The sequence below is a fragment of the Phenylobacterium sp. genome (genome assembly GCF_031425575.1).
Lineage (GTDB): Bacteria > Pseudomonadota > Alphaproteobacteria > Caulobacterales > Caulobacteraceae > Phenylobacterium.
In genome coordinates this window covers 1-16,183 of sequence record NZ_JANPJP010000246.1, presented here as the reverse complement: position 1 = coordinate 16,183, position 16,183 = coordinate 1, and the positions used below count along the sequence as shown (strand labels likewise).

The window sequence follows — 16,183 nt, the reverse complement described above, 5'->3', positions numbered from 1 at the left end:
ATCGAGCCCCTGGGCAATGTCGCGTCCCAGACCCCCACCAGCGGCTTCTTCGCCCGCGGGCGCGGCACCATTCAGCTGAACCAGCCGATCACCCGGCGTGAGATCGGCCTGGCCCGCACCGGCTTCGCCTGGGACTTCGCGCCCCAGTGGAAGGCCGACGGCGACCTGATCTATTCCATCGCCGGGCTTGAGGTTCCCAACCACTCGGTGGAGTTCCGCACCGTCGACACGGCGGCCGCGAACTACGCCTTCAACTACGACACCACCAATCCGCTGTTCCCGGTCTTCACCCCGGTCACCGACGCGAACCTGCGCAATCCGGCCAACTACGTCCTGCAGCAGCACCGCGACGCCGAGGACAAGACCGACGAGACCACCGGCCAGGCCCGCCTCAACTTCACCTTCGACAACGAGGCGGAAGACCGCAACCTGAAGGCCAAGTTCGGCGCCGTCCTGCGCTCCACCCAGCGGGAGTTCATGTCCACCCAGATCAACTACCGCGCCGGCACGGGCTTCATCTACACCCTGGCCGAGGTCGACACCGCAGGCCCCAGCGAGATCATCGCCGACCGCTACCGGGTCACCCCGCGCATCGGCGCCGACGAGGCCATGGCTTTCTTCAACGCCAACCGGTCACGCTTCACCACCGCCACCAACCCGCCCACCGGCGACTACGAGGTCAAGGAAGACATCTACGCCGGCTATGGTCAGGTCAGCTACAAGATCGGCGACCTGACCCTGCTGGGCGGCCTGCGCTATGAGCGCACCAAGGTCGAATCCGACGCGGTCCGCAGCACCGCCGGCGTGCTGACCCCGGTCAGCAATTCGGGCGAGTACGGCAACTGGCTCCCCAGCGCCCACCTGCAGTGGAATGCGCGGGAAGACCTGATCGTCCGCGCCGCCTGGACCAACACCATCGGCCGCCCCGACTTCAGCTCGCTGGGCGGTGGCGAGACCCTCGATCTCACCGGCGCCACGCCCCGCCTGGCGCGCGGCAATCCCGGCCTCGAGGCCCGCGAAAGCCAGGGCTTCGACCTGTCGGTGGAGTTCTACCCGCAGGACGGCCTGATCTCGCTGGCGGTGTTCTCCAAGGACATCAAGAACGAGATCTTCACGCTCACCTCCACCGAGAGCCTGGATGTCGGCCGCGGTCGGGAAGACGTCATTGTCGCCACACCGCGCAACGCCGAGAAGGCCAAGATCAAGGGCGTGGAGTTCGCCGTCCAGCAGGCCTTCACCTTCCTGCCGGAGCCCTTCGACGGCTTCGGCTTCAACGGCAACCTGACCTGGCTGGACACCGAGTTCACCTTCCGCACCTCGGCCGGCCCCCGTGTCACCGGCCTGTTCCAGCAGCCGGAGATCACCACCAACGAGAGCATCTATTACCAGCGCGGTCCCTTCGAGGCCCGGGTGTCGCACAACTATATCGGCGGCCAGCTGGAGACCATCAACGACGCCAACTCCAATTCAGACCAGTACTGGAAGGGCCGTCACCTCTTCGACGCCAGCATCTCCTGGCGCTTCAACGACAACCTGACCATCTTCGCCGAGGGCCAGAACCTCTCCAACACCGGCCGCCAGGAAGTCACGGGGCCGGGCCGCAAGTACCTGCAGGAGTGGGCCAACTACGGCCGCACCTACTGGATCGGCGCGGCGATGAACTTCTAGGGCTTCGATCTCGCTCTAAGCCTAAGCAATCGATCACAATTCATGACCTTGGATCGCTTCGATCCAAGGTCATCGTGATCCAGGGGTGACCGCATGCTGACCGCCTTTTTCGCCGGCCTGGCTTCGCTGGCCGCCGCCCTCGCCGATCCGGCGGCGGCTGTTCAAGGGGCCGCGGCCACGCAGGCCCCAGCCTTCGCCTCCCAGGCCCCGACCCTGCGCCGCTACGCCAGCGCCGCCACCCAGGGCGCCGCGGTGGGGCCCCGGGACGTCTACGCGGTCAGCAACTTCCGCCTGGTCCGCTACGACAAGGCCACCGGCGAAAAGCGCGCGGAGTGGACCGGCGACAAGGCCCGCTTCCCTCACATCAATTCCTGCGCCCTGATCGCCAAGGACCTGGTCTGCGCCAGCTCCAACTTCCCGGCCACGCCCCAGGTCAGCACGGTGGAATTCTTCGATCCCCAGACCCTGGCCCATCGCCGCAGCGTGGCTCTGGGCCTCGGCACGGGCTCCATCACCTGGGTCGACCGCCACGACGGCGCCTGGTGGGCCATGTTCGCCAACTATGACGGCCGGGGCGGCGAGCCGCCTCGCGACCACCGCCATACGACCCTGGTGAAGTTCGACGACCAGTGGCGCAGGCTTGAGGCCTGGGCCCTCCCCGCCACGGTCCTGGCCCGCGTCGCCCCGATGAGCGTCTCCGGCGGCGGCTGGGGCCCGGACGGGCGCCTGTACCTCAGCGGCCACGACCATCCCGAACTCTATGTCATGGCCCTCCCGGCCGGCGGCGGAGTCCTCGAGCACACCGCGACCATCGGCATGGACGCCGAGGGCCAGGCCGTCGACTGGGACGAGAGCCAGCCCGGCATGCTCTACGGCATCACCCGCCGCACCCGCGAGATCCTGGCGATGCGGGTCTTGGGGAAATAGCGAGACGCCGCTCGGCGCCCCTTTCCCCCTCACGAGGTGTTCACCACCCCCGGCGCCGCTTACCCGCGCCTCCCCGCGCCCCGCCTGCTATTCAGACCGCGACATCCACATCGCGAATCCGACATGACCTCGACACGCCGTCCCCCCTCCGTCCTGCGCAGCTTCTTCCAGAGCGGCGCCGCCGGCGGGCTGGTGCTGATGGGGGTGGCGGCCCTAGCCCTGGTGGTGGCCAATTCGCCGCTGGCCAACGCCTATTTCGCCGCCCTGCACACCCCCGTCGCCGGCCTGGACGTGCTGCACTGGATCAATGACGGCCTGATGGCCGTGTTCTTCCTGCTGGTGGGGCTGGAGATCAAGCGCGAGGTGGTGGACGGCGAGCTCTCCACCTGGCCCCGGCGCATCCTGCCGGGCGTCGCGGCGGCCGGCGGCATGCTGGTCCCGGCCCTGGTCTATCTGGCCTTCCAAGGCGGCGACGCCACCACCGTGCACGGCTGGGCGATCCCCGCGGCCACCGACATCGCCTTCGCGCTCGGCATCCTTTCCTTGCTGGGCTCGCGGGTTCCCGTTTCGCTGAAGGTCTTCCTCACCGCCCTGGCCATCATCGATGACCTGGGCGCGGTGCTGATCATCGCCTTCTTCTACACCTCCGACCTGGCGGTCTGGGCCCTGGCCGGCGCCGGCGTGGCCCTGGCCGCCCTGATTGCGCTCAACCGCATGAAGGTCACGATGCTCGCCCCCTACCTGGTGGTGGGCGCGGTGCTCTGGTGGCTGACCCTGCAGTCGGGGGTCCACGCCACCCTGGCCGGGGTGGCGCTCGCCCTCACCATCCCATTGCGGCGGTCGCCGGGCGCGCCGGACGACGCCCTGTCGCCCCTGCACCGGCTGGAACACGCCATCCAGCCCTGGGTGGCCTTCGCAGTGGTGCCGATCTTCGGCTTCGCCAATGCGGGGATCTCTTTCGCGGGCCTCAACTTCGGGGCCCTGCTGGCGCCCGTGCCGCTGGGCGTGGCGGCGGGCCTGTTCCTGGGCAAGCAGATCGGCGTCTTCGGCTCGGTCTGGCTGCTGGTCGCCCTGGGCTGGGCCGAGCGGCCGGCGCGCGCCACCTGGCGGCAGGTCTATGGCGTGGCGGTGCTCTGCGGCATCGGCTTCACCATGAGCCTGTTCATCGGCCTGCTGGCCTTCAACGACCCGGACCTGCAGGAGGCCACCAAGCTTGGCGTCCTGGCCGGATCTCTGCTCTCGGCCCTGCTGGGCTGGGCCATCCTGCGCAAGGCGCCGGCCCGCCCACCGGGCTGAGGGCGCGGCCTCAGCCCGCGCAGGCCGAAGCCGCGCGCACCAGGCTCACGACCTCGCGCACCCAGGCCGCGTCGAGCGACAGCCAGACCTCGCCGCCCAGGAAGAGCGTGACGATCAGCTCGCCCATCAGCCGACGTCCTTCAGCATCTTCTCCACCGAGGCCAGCCGGGTGCGGACGTCCGCCAACGTGGCCGACATCGAGTCCAGCGCCGCGGCGGTTTCGGCCTGGGTGGCCACCGCCTTCTCGGCGATCAGCCGATAGGCGTTGTCCTCGGTCAGCCGGGCGCGGGCCTGGGTGACGCTGGCCATGTAGCGCATGGCGAAGACGCCGAGGATGGTGGCGAAGATCAGGCCGAGGCTGGCGAAATAGACGGGGGTTTCCATGGGGGTCTCTCAGGTCTCGGATTTGGGGGTCAGGCTGGCCGCCGCGATGGCGATGGCCGCCGGTGTGAGGCTCAAGGCGAAGTCGGACGCCTCGAAGTAGTTCAGCGCCTTGCCCTCGGCCGACAGCTCCAGCTGGCTCGCGACCAGGCCCGCCTCCTCCAGCTTGGCCAGGTGCAGGTGCAGCAGGGGCCGGCTGATGCCGATCTCCCGCGCCAGCTGGCTGACATACTGGCGCCCGCCCTGGTGCAGGGCCGCGACGATGCGCAACCGATGCGGATTGGCCAGGGCCGCCAACTGCGCCAGCAGCGCGTCTCCCGAAGTGGGTAGGCTCTCTTTCATGTGTAAGAATTACCTGACGCATGTCAGTGAGTCAAGCGCTTTAGAACCCGCTCATCCCGGCGAAGGCCGGGACCCAGATTCATCCATGGCGGACGGGGTTGCCCCTTCGCGCCTACCTGGCTTCAACGTGAGATCGGAGCGGGCTTCACCTGGGTCCCGGCCTTCGCCGGGATGAGCGGTTGGGGGTCGGCCCCCATCCCGCCAAACCCCCCTTGCCAACCCCCGTTCTCTCAGCCACCTTCCCCCCACCAAAGGGAAGACCCCGAGATATGAGTACCGGCTGCACTGCGGGCTGAACGCCCCACCGCACACGCCGCGCCACAACGCGCGGCCCGTACTCACACATCTCGACCCACGGTGACTCATGGCATTTCTGCGCAATGACGCGATCAATCGCGTCAACCTGCATTCCGGCGTCCAGGCCCTGGCCCAAGGCGCCGGCAGCATCTTCTTCTTCGTCCTGCTGCTGAAGGCGGGCGTCTCGGTCCCCCACGCCCTGCTGGCCCAGGCGGCCATCGTCACCCTCCGCTTCGCCCTGCGGCCTCTCGTGCTGCCGCTCGCCATCCGCTTCGGGCTCAAGCCACTGCTGATCGCCGGGACCCTGATGCTGGCCCTGCGCTTCCCCCTGCTGGCGGAGGTCCGTGGGATCGACGCGGCTCTCATCGCCCTGCTGGCTGTCACGGCGCTGGCCGAGCTGACCTACTGGCTGGCCTACAACACCTATTTCGCCATGCTGGGGGACGACGAGCATCGCGGCCACCAGGTCGCGGCGCGGGAGGCCTTCATCGCCGTGCTCAGCATCGCCTCGCCTCTGCTGGGGACCTGGGCCCTGCTGACGCTCGGGCCACGCTGGGCCTTCGCCGGGATCGCGGTGGTCCAGGCGCTGGCCGCCCTGCCCCTGCTGGGCCTGCCCAACATGAGCGTCGTGGCCCAGGCGCCGGGCGCCCTGCGCGCCGCCAAGCTCGCGTTCGCCCTGCTGGTGGTCGATGGTTGGTTCGACGCCTGCTACTTCTTCGTCTGGGAGATCGGCCTCTTCCTCAGCCTGGGCGAGAGTATCGCGGCCTATGGCGGGGCCATGGCCCTGGCCGGCCTGGTCGGCGCCAGCTTCGGCCTCTGGGTCGGCCGCCACGTGGACGGCGGCGGCGGACGGCGCACCGTGCTGATCGCCTATTCCGTGGCCGTCGCCATCGTGATCCTGCGGGCCGGCAGCCTGCCCACCCCCTGGCTGGCCGTCATCGCCCACGCCCTGGGCGCCGTACTCATGCCCCTGCTGCTGCCGCCCCTCGGCGCGGCCGCCTATACCCTCGCCAAGGCGTCGCCCTGCCCCTTCCGCTTCCACATGGTGACCGAGGGCGGCTGGGACATCGGCTGCGCCGGCGCCTGCGTGACCGCCGCGGCTCTGGTCAGCCTCGGCGCCCCGCTCAGCGTCCCGATCCTGCTGGCCCTGCCGGCCGTGGCCGCCGGGTTCACGCTGCTGTGGCGCTACTTCGGGAGCCTTTCTTCTCCCCTTGCGGGGTCGGGTTGAAAGACCTCTCAAATTCCGCTCATCCCGGCGACGGCCGGGACCCAGATCCACCCAGGGCGTCAGCAGATCGTCAGCCTCCGCCCTTGGGCTCGCCTGAGATCGGAGTGGGTTTCACCTCGGTCCCGGCCTTCGCCGGGATGAGCGGAAACTAAAGCGCCACCTCCCGCTCCACTCCGATCGCCTCCAGGAAGTCCCGGTCGTGGCTCACCACCAGCAGCGCCCCGTCATAGCCCCGCAGCGCGGCCTCTATCGCCGCCAGCGAGTCCAGGTCCAGGTGGTTGCTGGGTTCGTCCAGGATCATCAGCTGTGGCGGCTGCTCGGCGCACAGCACGCAGGCCAGGGCCGCCCGCAGCCGCTCGCCGCCGCTGAGCGACCCCACCCGCTTGTCGCCGGCCACATTGCGGAACAGGAACCGCGCCAGGGCCGCGCGGGCCGCGTTGTCGGTGGCCGTCGGATTGAGCCGCCGGAACGCCGCCACCAGGGTCTCGTCGTCCCGCAGCATTGCGGTCTTCTGGTCCAACAGCGCGGCCCGCACGCCCAGGCTCACCCGCCCGGACACCGGTTCAAGCGCGCCGGTCGCCAGCCGGATCAGCGTCGTCTTGCCCGCCCCGTTCGGTCCGGTCACCGCCACCCGCTCGGGGCCGGTCATGCGGAAATCGAAGGCCAACAACGGCCCGGCCGAATGGGCGAAGGTCACGTCCTCGAAGGCCAGCACCCCCTTCCCCGCCGGCAGACCTGAGGGCGGCAAGTCGAATGCCAGCCGCCGCAGCCGTTCCACCTTCCCCTGGGCCTCCGCCAGCTCGGCGCCCGCCTGTTGCGCAAGCTTCTCCGCCAGCTGCCCCTCGCGGGCCCCGGAGTTTTCCGCCCGCTCGGCCATGGCCCCCAGCAGGATCTTCGGCGCGCTGCCGGAGGCTGCGAACCGCTTGCCCGCCGCGTCGCGCCGCGCCTTCTTCTCCCGCGCCCCCTGCGCCTCGCGCGCGACCCTCGCCACCGTGCGCTCGGCGCTGGCCAACCCCTGCTCGGCGGCGGCCTCCTCCTGGGCCTTGCGCTCCAGATAGAGGTCGTAGTTTCCGCCATAGACCTTGGCGCCCAGGCCCGACAGCTCGACGATCCGGTCCATCTCCCGCAGCAGGGCGCGGTCGTGGCTGACCACGATGGCGCCGCCCTTCCAGCCGTGCAGCACGCGCGCCACCATGGCCCGGGCCTCGGCGTCCAGGTTGTTGGTGGGCTCGTCCAGCAGGATCAGGTCCGGCTGGGTGATCAGCAGCCCGGCCAGGGCCAGGCGCGTCGCCTCCCCGCCGCTCAAGGTGGCGGCCTCACGGTCCACATGTTGGCCAGCCATGCCCACCGCCGCCAGGGCCTGCTCGATGCGGGAATCCAGGTCCCACAAGGCGTTGGCGAAGTCGTCCTCGGAACCGCGCGACTCCTCGATGGCCACTAACCGGTCAATGTCGGCCCGCACCCCCAGCAGGTCTGCAACCGTGGCCCCGTCGGGCGGGCTCATCGCCTGGCGCAGGACCCCGATCCTGCCCCGCACGGTCACCGACCCAGCGGCCGGCGCCAGCTCCCCGGTGATCAGCCGCAGCAACGTGGTCTTGCCCACGCCGTTGCGCCCGACGAGCCCGGTGCGTTCGGCCCCGAAGGCGAGGTTCAGATTGTCGAAAAGGCTTACGCCGTCAGGCGTTGCGTAGGAAAGACGCTCGAGTGTCAGATGGGCGGGCATGGGCGACCTTGGGGGCGTTGGCGTTCGGGACGAGGCGGCGTTCCGTCGGCATGCGCATGGTCGTCAGGCTCCTTCTGAGCCCCCGAGGATAGGCCCCGGCCCGCCCTCGCGCAATCCGGACCCGGCATGCGCTGGACCCCTTGAGCGAGGGGCGGAAAGGCCCGACTCCTCCATCCATGACCACCGACATGTCCGACCTCGACCGCTACGGCTGCGCCGTCATCCCCGGCATCCTGACCCCTGCCGCCTGCCGCGACCTGGCCGCCCTCTACCCCAGCGAGGAGGGCTTCCGCAGCCGGGTGATCATGGGCCGCCACGGCTTTGGCCAGGGCGAGTACCGCTACTTCAGCTACCCCCTGCCGGACCCCGTCGCGGCCCTGCGCGAGGCCATCTATCCCCAGCTGGTGGAGGCCGCCAACCGCTGGAACGAGACGATGGGCATAGCCGTCCGCTACCCCTTGCAGCACAAGGAATTCCTCGACCGCTGCCACGCCGCCGGCCAGGTCCGCCCCACCCCGCTGCTGCTCCAGTACGGCCCTGGCGACTACAACTGCCTGCACCAGGACCTCTACGGCGAGCACGTCTTCCCCCTGCAGGTCGCCGTCCTGCTGTCGGAGCCCGGCCAGGACTTCATCGGCGGCGAATTTGTCCTGACGGAACAACGGCCTCGCATGCAGTCCCGCGCCGAGGTCGTGCCCCTGCGCCAGGGCGACGCCGTGGTCTTCGCCGTCCACCACCGCCCGGTCCAGGGGACCCGCGGCGCCTACCGCGTGAGCATGCGCCACGGCGTCAGCCGCCTGCGTAGCGGCCAGCGCCATACCCTCGGGATCATCTTCCACGACGCGGCTTGAGCCTTGCCTTGGGGCCCGGAACGGCGAAGGCTTGGGCCCTTCAGTTGGGAGAGCCGCCTTGCACCGTTTGACTGTTCCGCTCGTGATCCTGTGGGCCTCCTGCGCCCTGCCCGCGCTGTCGGCCACCCCCGCCGCCGAGGCCCACAAGGCGGCCATCGTGCTGGACACCCACTTCGACACCCCGGCCAACTTCCATCGCCCCGGCTGGGACATCATGCACCGCCACTCGGTGGAGGCCGACGGCAGCCAGGTGGACTATCCGCGCATGGTGGAGGGCGGGGTCGACGGCGGCTTCTACGCCATCTTCACCCCCCAGGGCGCCCGCACGCCGGAGGGCGACGCCAAGGCCCGTGACGCGGCCCTGCTGCGGGCCGTGGAGATCCACCAGATGGTGGCCAAGCACGGCGCGAAATTCGCCCTGGCCACCAAGGCCGAGGAGGCCGCCGCCATCGTCGCGGCCGGCAAGAAGGTGGTCTTCATCAGCATGGAAAACAGCCAGCCGGTGGAGGCCGACCTCACCCTGATGGCGACCTTCTACACGCTGGGCGTCCGCATGATGGGGCCCATCCACTTCATGAACAACGACCTCGGCGACTCCTCCACCGACCCCAAGGGCAAGGAGTGGAACGGCTTGAGCGACAAGGGAAAAGCCTTCGTCGCCGAGGCCAACCGGCTGGGCGTTCTTCTGGACGCCAGCCATGCCTCCGACGAGGTCCTGGACCAGATGATCGCGCTCTCCACGACCCCGTTGATCCTGTCGCACTCGGGCCTCAAGGCCATCTTCGACCACCCCCGAAACATCGACGACACCCGGCTGAAGGCCCTGGCCGCCAAGGGCGGAGTCATCCAGATCAACGCCTTCTCCAACTACATGATCGCCCAGCCGAAGATCCCCGAGCGGGACGCCGCCATGGCTGACCTGATGAAGTCCATCGGCGCCAGCGGCCGCGAGATGACGCCGGCCCAGCGCAAGGCCTTCCTCGAAGGGCGCAAGGCCATCGACGCCAAGTGGCCGGTGCCCCGCGCCAACCTCGACGACTTCATGAAGCACATGCTGCATGCCATCGAGGTGGCCGGGATCGACCACGTCGGGGTCTCCGGCGACTTCGACGGAGGCGGCGGCATCGCGGGCCTGGAAGACGTCACCGACTATCCCAGCATCACCGAGCGCCTGATCTCGGCCGGTTATTCCAAGGACGACGTGGCCAAGGTCTGGGGCGGCAACGCCCTGCGCGTACTCAAGGCCGCCGCCGACGCCCGCACGGCCAAGTGATCGCTGCTGACAGATTTTGGCAGTTGGCGCGTTAGGCTCCGTGGGCGGCCACGGGGACGCGGAAACCGGTGTCCTGCGACATTTGTTCCCAGATTGTTCCTATGTTATCCGTGAGTCCGTTCACTACATTAAGCGGTCCCGCCGAGACCCTCGGCGGGTGAAGAGCGTTTCAGGACAACATGGCCGAACAGCTGAACTTCATCCGCGTGCGCGGCGCACGTGAGCACAATCTAAAAGACGTCAGCGTCGACATTCCGCGCGGCGAACTGGTGGTGATCACCGGGCTGTCGGGGTCCGGAAAGAGCTCGCTCGCTTTCGACACCATCTACGCCGAGGGCCAGCGGCGCTACGTCGAGAGCCTGTCGGCCTATGCCCGCCAGTTCCTGGAGCTGATGTCCAAGCCGGACGTGGACCTGATCGAGGGCCTGTCGCCCGCCATCTCCATCGAGCAGAAGACCACCAGTCGCAACCCGCGCTCCACGGTCGGCACGGTCACCGAAATCCACGACTACATGCGCCTGCTGTGGGCCCGCGTGGGCGTCCCCTACTCGCCGGCCACCGGCCTGCCCATCGAGAGCCAGACCGTCTCCATGATGGTCGACAAGCTCACCGCCCGGCCCGAGGGCGAGCGCCTCTACCTGCTGGCCCCGGTGATCCGCGGCCGCAAGGGCGAGTACCGCAAGGAGATCGCCGAGTGGCAGCGGGCCGGCTTCCAGCGGCTGAAGATCGACGGGGAGTTCTTCCCGATCGAGGACGCGCCGGTCCTCGACAAGAAGTTCAAGCACGACATCGACATCGTGGTGGACCGTCTGGTGACCAAGGCTGGCCTCGAGGGCCGCTATGCCGACAGCCTGGAGACCGCGCTGAAGCTCGCCGACGGCATCGCCGTGGCCGAATGGGCCGACAAGGCCGAGGGCGAGGCCGAGCCGCGGCGCTTGCTGTTCTCCGAGAAGTTCGCCTGCCCGGTCTCGGGCTTCACGATCAGCGAGATCGAGCCGCGGCTGTTCTCGTTCAACAACCCGTATGGCGCCTGCCCGGTCTGCGACGGCCTGGGGATGAAGCTGGCCTTCGACGCTGACACCATCGTGCCGGACAAGGACAAGTCCCTGCACAAGGGCGCAATCGCGCCGTGGTCCAAGGGCCCCTCGCCCCTCTACACCCAGACTCTGCAGGCCCTGTCGCGGCACTACGGCTTCTCGATGGACGAGCCGTTCTACCAGCTGCCGGAGCAGGCCAGGAAGGTGGTCCTCTACGGATCGGGCGCCGACAAGATCAAGTTCATCTACGACGACAACGCCCGGAAGTACGAGGTCAACAAGACCTTCGAGGGCGTGCTGCCGAACCTGGAGCGCCGCTGGCGGGAAACCGACAGCGCCTGGGTGCGTGAAGAGCTGGGCCGCTATCAGTCGGAGACACCCTGCGAGGCCTGCGAAGGCTATCGCCTGAAGCCGGAGAGCCTGGCGGTGAAGATCTCCGGCCAGCACGTGGGCCAGGTCTCGCGGCTGTCGATCCGCCACGCCGAGGAGTGGTTCACGGCGCTCGAGAGCAGCCTCACCGACAAGCAGATGGAGATCGCGCGGCGGATCTTGAAGGAGATCAATGATCGCCTGCGGTTCCTGGTGAACGTCGGCCTGGACTATCTCAACCTCAGCCGCGCGTCGGGCACGCTGTCGGGCGGCGAGAGCCAGCGCATCCGCCTGGCGAGCCAGATCGGCTCAGGCCTGACCGGTGTGCTCTACGTGCTGGACGAACCCAGCATCGGCCTGCACCAGCGCGACAACACACGGCTGCTCACCAGCCTCAAGGGCCTGCGCGACCTCGGCAATTCGGTGCTGGTGGTGGAGCATGACGAGGAGGCGATCATGACCGCCGACTACGTCATCGACATGGGCCCCGCCGCCGGCATCCACGGCGGCGAGATCATCGCCGAGGGCACCGCCGCCCAGGTGATGGCCAACCCCAAGAGCATCACCGGCCAGTACCTGTCGGGCGCGCGCGAGATCGAGGTGCCTCAGGACCGCCGCCCGATCTCCAAGAAGAAGGTGCTGCGCGTCATTGGCGCCACCGGCAACAACCTAAAGAATGTCACCGGCGAGATCCCGGCGGGGACCTTCACCTGCATCACCGGGGTGTCGGGGGGCGGCAAGTCCACCTTCACCATCGAGACCCTCTACAAGGCCGCCGCCAGGCGCCTGCACAACGCCTCCGACGCGCCCGCCCCCCACGACCGCATCGAGGGGCTGGAGATGTTCGACAAGGTCATCGACATCGACCAGTCGCCCATCGGCCGCACCCCGCGCTCCAACCCGGCCACCTACACCGGCGCCTTCCAGCCGATCCGCGACTGGTTCGCGGGGCTCCCGGAGTCCAAGGCCCGCGGCTATGGGCCGGGTCGCTTCAGCTTCAACGTCAAGGGCGGCCGCTGCGAGGCCTGCCAGGGCGACGGGCTGATCAAGATCGAGATGCACTTCCTGCCCGACGTCTACGTCACCTGCGATGTCTGCCACGGCAAGCGCTACAACCGCGAGACCCTAGAGGTGCTGTTCAAGGGCAAGTCGATCTCCGACGTCCTGGACATGACTGTCGAGGAGGCCGCAGACTTCTTCAAGGCCGTGCCGCCGGTGCGCGACAAGATGGATACACTGAAGAAGGTTGGCCTGGGCTACGTCCAGGTCGGCCAATCGGCCACCACCCTTTCAGGGGGCGAGGCCCAGCGCGTGAAGCTCTCCAAGGAGCTGTCGCGCAAGGCCACCGGCAAGACCCTCTACATCCTCGACGAACCCACCACCGGCCTGCACTTCGAGGACGTGAAAAAGCTGCTGGAGGTGCTCCATGAGTTGGCCGACCAGGGCAACACCATGGTGGTCATCGAGCACAATCTCGACGTCGTGAAAACCGCCGACTGGATCGTCGACTTCGGTCCTGAGGGCGGCGATGGCGGCGGCGAGATCGTGGCCCAGGGGACGCCGGAGCAGGTGGCCGCCAATTCCAAGAGCTGGACCGGCCGCTACCTCGCCGAAGTCCTCAAGCGTCACGAAGACCGCCGCAAGGCGCGGGTGAAGAAGCTGGTGAACGCTTAGGCTTCCCTCAAACATCCGTTTGAAATAGCGTCGTTCCATTGTTTTGATCATTGGAGTCGACCCATGAAGCTCTACGGCGCGCCCAACCCCGCCCCCAATCCCCGCCGCGTGCGCATCTTCCTGGCCGAGAAGGGCATCGATCTGCCCGAGACCCCGGTCAACATGATGAAGCGCGAGCACAAGAGCCCGGAATTCCGCGCGAAGAACTCGCTGGGCCAGTTGCCCACCCTGGAGCTGGACGACGGCACGACGATCTCCGAGACCGTCGCCATCTGCCGCTATCTCGAGGAGACCAATCCCGAGCCGCCGCTGTTCGGCACGACACCGGTGGAACGGGCCCTGGTGGACCAGTGGATTCGCCGGGTCGAGTTCACCGTGATGACGCCCGTCGGCATGTATTGGCGCCACGCCCACCCCCGCACGGCGGCTCTGCTGACACAGTTCAAGGACTTCGGTGAATCCAACGCCGAAACCTACAAGGGTGCGCAGAAGTACCTGGACCGTGAGCTGGAGGGTCACCAGTTCGTGGTGGGCGACACCTTCACAATGGCCGACATCTGCCTTCTCTCGACCGTCGACTTCGCCGGGTGGATCGGTCTGCCGATGGAGCCGGAGTTCGAGCACCTGAAAGCCTGGCACGACCGGGTCACCGCCCGGCCTAGCGCCAACGCTTGATGCGATAGCTCCGTGGGGCTCAGCCCCGCGGAGCGCCCGTCAGTTCGCGATAGGCCTCGGCCAAGGGCGAATAAATCATCACCACCTGCAGGATGGGCAGCAGCAGTTGCACCATTAGGGTGGCGATGAAGGCCACGATGGCCAGCGGCGCCAGGTTGCTGGGATTGGCGATGGCCGCGTTGCCCCCTGCGAGGGCCACGGTGGCGTAGCTGATGATGCTGAAGAGCAGCCAGACCATGATGTAGAAGATGATGGCCAATATGGTCATCCCGAACAGGCTCCAGAAGTGGCCCTTGGTGAGCCGCCAGGAGTCGAAGATCGCGATGCGATGCTCGGCGAAGGTCATGGGTGTGGCCAGCAGCAGGCGCACCCCCGCCCAGATCATGGCCGCGGCCAGCCCCAGGCTGACCACCACGCCGAAGGGACCGCCCAGGCTGGCGGCGCCGAAGGCGAGCACCAGGAACAGCACGCCCACGGAGAAAAGGGCGAGGTTCACAACGGTGAGCCGTAGCTCGTCGGCGCCAAGCCTCAGATGGGCGATGCCCTTTTCCGACGGGCGCAGGGCCAGACGGTAGATGCCGCCCATCAGGACCGAGAGCAGGAAGATCGAGATGACGATGATGGCCAGGAAGGCGAACTGGTGCTGCCGCAGCACCGAGCCGTAGGCGCCGGCGTCGCCCGACTCCAGCCCGCCATTCTGCACGAACTTGATGAAGTCCGGGCCCAGCGCCATGACCATGATCATGGCGATCACCATGATCCCGAGGAAGTAGACCAGGCTCCAGGCCAGTATCGTTCCTGGCCGTTCGCGCGTGATCCTGAAGCCTTCCAGCGCCGACTCGCTCGGCGAAAACTTGGTCATGTCTGTCCTCTGGCCGTCCGTCTGGAACACCAAACGAGTCGGCCGCCCCTTTGGCTGCGATCTTTGCGGTTGCGGCTCTTGCGCTGCAAGGCCTCCCTCGCGATCGGGCGCAATCGTTGCTACTTAGCCACGCATGAGCACCAAGATAGACCCAGTCCATGTGATCGGCGGCGGCCTGGCCGGTTCGGAAGCCGCCTGGCAGATCGCCCAGGCCGGCGTGCCGGTCATTCTGCACGAGATGCGTCCCGTACGCGGCACCGACGCCCACCATACCGACGGCCTGGCCGAGCTGGTCTGTTCGAACTCCTTCCGGGCCGACGACTGGACCGCCAACGCCGTGGGCCTGCTGCACGCCGAGATGCGCCGGCTGGACTCCATCATCATGTCCTGTGGCGATGCTCACCAGGTGCCGGCCGGCGGCGCCCTGGCCGTCGACCGTGACGGCTTCTCCCAGGCGGTCACCGCCCGCCTGGAGGCTCATGCCAATGTGACCATCGCGCGCGAGGAAGTGGCGGGCCTGCCGCCCGCCGATTGGGACAGCGTCATCGTGGCCACCGGCCCCCTCACCTCCCCGGCTCTCTCCGAGGCCATCCTGTCCCTGACCGGCGAGGGCGAACTCTCGTTCTTCGACGCCATCGCCCCCATCATCAATTTCGACTCCATCGACATGGGCGTCGCCTGGCGGCAGTCGCGCTATGACAAGGAAGGCCCGGGCGGCGACGCGGCCGCCTATATCAACTGCCCCTTGGACAAGGACCAGTACGAGGCCTTCATCGACGCCCTGCTCGAGGGCCCGAAGAGCGAGTTCAAGGACTGGGAGAACGTCCCCTATTTCGACGGCTGCCTGCCCATCGAGGTGATGGCCGAGCGGGGCCGCGAGACCCTGCGCCATGGCCCGATGAAGCCTGTGGGCCTGACCAACGAGCACAATCCGCAGGAAAAGGCCTACGCCATTGTCCAGCTGCGGCAGGACAATGCGCTGGGCACCCTGTGGAACATGGTGGGCTTCCAGACCAAGCTGAAGCACGGGGCCCAGACCGACATCTTCCGCACCATTCCGGGCCTCGAGAAGGCTGTGTTCGCGCGCCTCGGCGGCCTGCACCGCAACACCTTCCTCAATAGTCCCAAGCTGCTGGACACCCAGCTTCGCCTGAAGGTGCAGCCTCGCCTGAGGTTCGCCGGCCAGGTCACCGGCGTCGAAGGCTATGTGGAGAGCGCGGCCATGGGCTTGCTTGCCGGCCGCCTTGCCGCCGCCGAGCGCCTGGGCTCGCCGATCGAGGCGCCGCCCGCCACCACGGCCATCGGGGCCCTGGTGGGGCACATCACTGGCGGCCATCTGGAAGGCGGCAAGGGCTCGTTCCAGCCCATGAACATCAACTACGGCCTGTTGCCACCGGTCGAGAGCGTCGCCAAGCGCGACGAGACCGGCCGCCGCCTGGGCGCCAAGGAGAAGTCGCGCGGGAAGAAGCTGGCGGTGGGCGAGCGGGCCTTGGCGGACCTGGAGACCTGGCTCACGGGCGAGACGCGAGTCGCCGCCGAATAGGCCTCAGACCCTGCCGCGCGCGACGGCCAGGAAGAGA

Annotated in this window: 13 protein-coding genes; 9 read left to right on the top strand and 4 right to left on the bottom strand. The window is 68.2% G+C overall.

Features of this window, described 5'->3' with window-relative positions:
- The 3 genes from RMO97_RS14165 to nhaA all read left to right on the top strand — a co-directional run.
- The coding region (locus RMO97_RS14165) for a TonB-dependent receptor (RefSeq protein WP_310541693.1) at positions 1 to 1,668 on the top strand (1,668 nt) is incomplete at its 5' end.
- Positions 1,669 to 1,761: 93 nt separating this feature from the next.
- The gene (locus tag RMO97_RS14160; RefSeq protein WP_310541692.1) at positions 1,762 to 2,595 is read left to right on the top strand and encodes a hypothetical protein; all 834 of its coding nucleotides are present in this window, start codon (positions 1,762 to 1,764) and stop codon (positions 2,593 to 2,595) included.
- 123 nt (positions 2,596 to 2,718) lie between these two features.
- A complete protein-coding gene (gene nhaA, locus RMO97_RS14155; protein WP_310541691.1) occupies positions 2,719 to 3,891 on the top strand; it encodes a Na+/H+ antiporter NhaA in 1,173 nt (390 codons plus the stop codon).
- Positions 3,892 to 4,017: 126 nt separating this feature from the next.
- On the opposite strand, the gene RMO97_RS14150 is transcribed toward nhaA, so the two are convergent.
- On the bottom strand, positions 4,018 to 4,275 hold the full coding sequence (locus RMO97_RS14150; RefSeq protein WP_310541690.1) for a hypothetical protein: 258 nt from the start codon (positions 4,273 to 4,275) through the stop codon (positions 4,018 to 4,020).
- A gap of 9 nt (positions 4,276 to 4,284) precedes the next feature.
- The gene (locus tag RMO97_RS14145; protein WP_310541689.1) at positions 4,285 to 4,614 is read right to left on the bottom strand and encodes a winged helix-turn-helix domain-containing protein; all 330 of its coding nucleotides are present in this window, start codon (positions 4,612 to 4,614) and stop codon (positions 4,285 to 4,287) included.
- 364 nt (positions 4,615 to 4,978) lie between these two features.
- Here RMO97_RS14145 and RMO97_RS14140 point away from each other — a divergent pair, with 364 nt between their 5' ends.
- Positions 4,979 to 6,139, top strand: a complete 1,161-nt coding sequence (locus tag RMO97_RS14140; RefSeq protein ID WP_310541688.1) for an MFS transporter — start codon at positions 4,979 to 4,981, stop codon at positions 6,137 to 6,139.
- A gap of 148 nt (positions 6,140 to 6,287) precedes the next feature.
- Here RMO97_RS14140 and RMO97_RS14135 read toward each other — a convergent pair whose 3' ends face one another.
- Complete coding sequence (locus RMO97_RS14135) at positions 6,288 to 7,862, bottom strand: ABC-F family ATP-binding cassette domain-containing protein (protein WP_310541687.1); 1,575 nt, start codon at positions 7,860 to 7,862, stop codon at positions 6,288 to 6,290.
- A gap of 176 nt (positions 7,863 to 8,038) precedes the next feature.
- On the opposite strand from RMO97_RS14135, the gene RMO97_RS14130 reads away from it, so the two are divergent.
- The 4 genes from RMO97_RS14130 to RMO97_RS14115 all read left to right on the top strand — a co-directional run bounded on the left by RMO97_RS14130 (position 8,039) and on the right by RMO97_RS14115 (position 13,741).
- Entirely contained in the window at positions 8,039 to 8,713 is a 675-nt protein-coding gene (locus tag RMO97_RS14130; protein WP_310541686.1) for a 2OG-Fe(II) oxygenase, read from the top strand.
- 58 nt (positions 8,714 to 8,771) lie between these two features.
- Positions 8,772 to 9,986: a dipeptidase gene (locus RMO97_RS14125; protein ID WP_310541685.1), complete on the top strand. Its 1,215-nt coding sequence runs from the start codon at positions 8,772 to 8,774 to the stop codon at positions 9,984 to 9,986.
- A gap of 179 nt (positions 9,987 to 10,165) precedes the next feature.
- The gene (uvrA, locus tag RMO97_RS14120; RefSeq protein ID WP_310541684.1) at positions 10,166 to 13,066 is read left to right on the top strand and encodes an excinuclease ABC subunit UvrA; all 2,901 of its coding nucleotides are present in this window, start codon (positions 10,166 to 10,168) and stop codon (positions 13,064 to 13,066) included.
- Between the two features lie 63 nt (positions 13,067 to 13,129).
- A complete protein-coding gene (locus RMO97_RS14115; protein WP_310541683.1) occupies positions 13,130 to 13,741 on the top strand; it encodes a glutathione S-transferase family protein in 612 nt (203 codons plus the stop codon).
- Between the two features lie 19 nt (positions 13,742 to 13,760).
- Here RMO97_RS14115 and RMO97_RS14110 read toward each other — a convergent pair whose 3' ends face one another.
- Complete coding sequence (locus RMO97_RS14110; RefSeq protein ID WP_310541682.1) at positions 13,761 to 14,603, bottom strand: hypothetical protein; 843 nt, start codon at positions 14,601 to 14,603, stop codon at positions 13,761 to 13,763.
- Between the two features lie 133 nt (positions 14,604 to 14,736).
- On the opposite strand from RMO97_RS14110, the gene trmFO reads away from it, so the two are divergent.
- Entirely contained in the window at positions 14,737 to 16,146 is a 1,410-nt protein-coding gene (gene trmFO / locus RMO97_RS14105) for a methylenetetrahydrofolate--tRNA-(uracil(54)-C(5))-methyltransferase (FADH(2)-oxidizing) TrmFO (RefSeq protein ID WP_310541681.1), read from the top strand.
- Positions 16,147 to 16,183: the final 37 nt, after the last annotated feature.

Bases quoted from the DNA above. Each gene is read 5' to 3' on its own strand.
- RMO97_RS14160 (WP_310541692.1), top strand. From the start codon at position 1,762: ATGCTGACCGCCTTTTTCGCCGGCCTGGCTTCGCTGGCCGCCGCCCTC.
- nhaA (WP_310541691.1), top strand. From the start codon at position 2,719: ATGACCTCGACACGCCGTCCCCCCTCCGTCCTGCGCAGCTTCTTCCAG.
- RMO97_RS14150 (WP_310541690.1), bottom strand. From the start codon at position 4,275: ATGGAAACCCCCGTCTATTTCGCCAGCCTCGGCCTGATCTTCGCCACC.
- RMO97_RS14145 (WP_310541689.1), bottom strand. From the start codon at position 4,614: ATGAAAGAGAGCCTACCCACTTCGGGAGACGCGCTGCTGGCGCAGTTG.
- RMO97_RS14140 (WP_310541688.1), top strand. From the start codon at position 4,979: ATGGCATTTCTGCGCAATGACGCGATCAATCGCGTCAACCTGCATTCC.
- RMO97_RS14135 (WP_310541687.1), bottom strand. From the start codon at position 7,862: ATGCCCGCCCATCTGACACTCGAGCGTCTTTCCTACGCAACGCCTGAC.
- RMO97_RS14130 (WP_310541686.1), top strand. From the start codon at position 8,039: ATGACCACCGACATGTCCGACCTCGACCGCTACGGCTGCGCCGTCATC.
- uvrA (WP_310541684.1), top strand. From the start codon at position 10,166: ATGGCCGAACAGCTGAACTTCATCCGCGTGCGCGGCGCACGTGAGCAC.
- RMO97_RS14115 (WP_310541683.1), top strand. From the start codon at position 13,130: ATGAAGCTCTACGGCGCGCCCAACCCCGCCCCCAATCCCCGCCGCGTG.
- RMO97_RS14110 (WP_310541682.1), bottom strand. From the start codon at position 14,603: ATGACCAAGTTTTCGCCGAGCGAGTCGGCGCTGGAAGGCTTCAGGATC.
- trmFO (WP_310541681.1), top strand. From the start codon at position 14,737: ATGAGCACCAAGATAGACCCAGTCCATGTGATCGGCGGCGGCCTGGCC.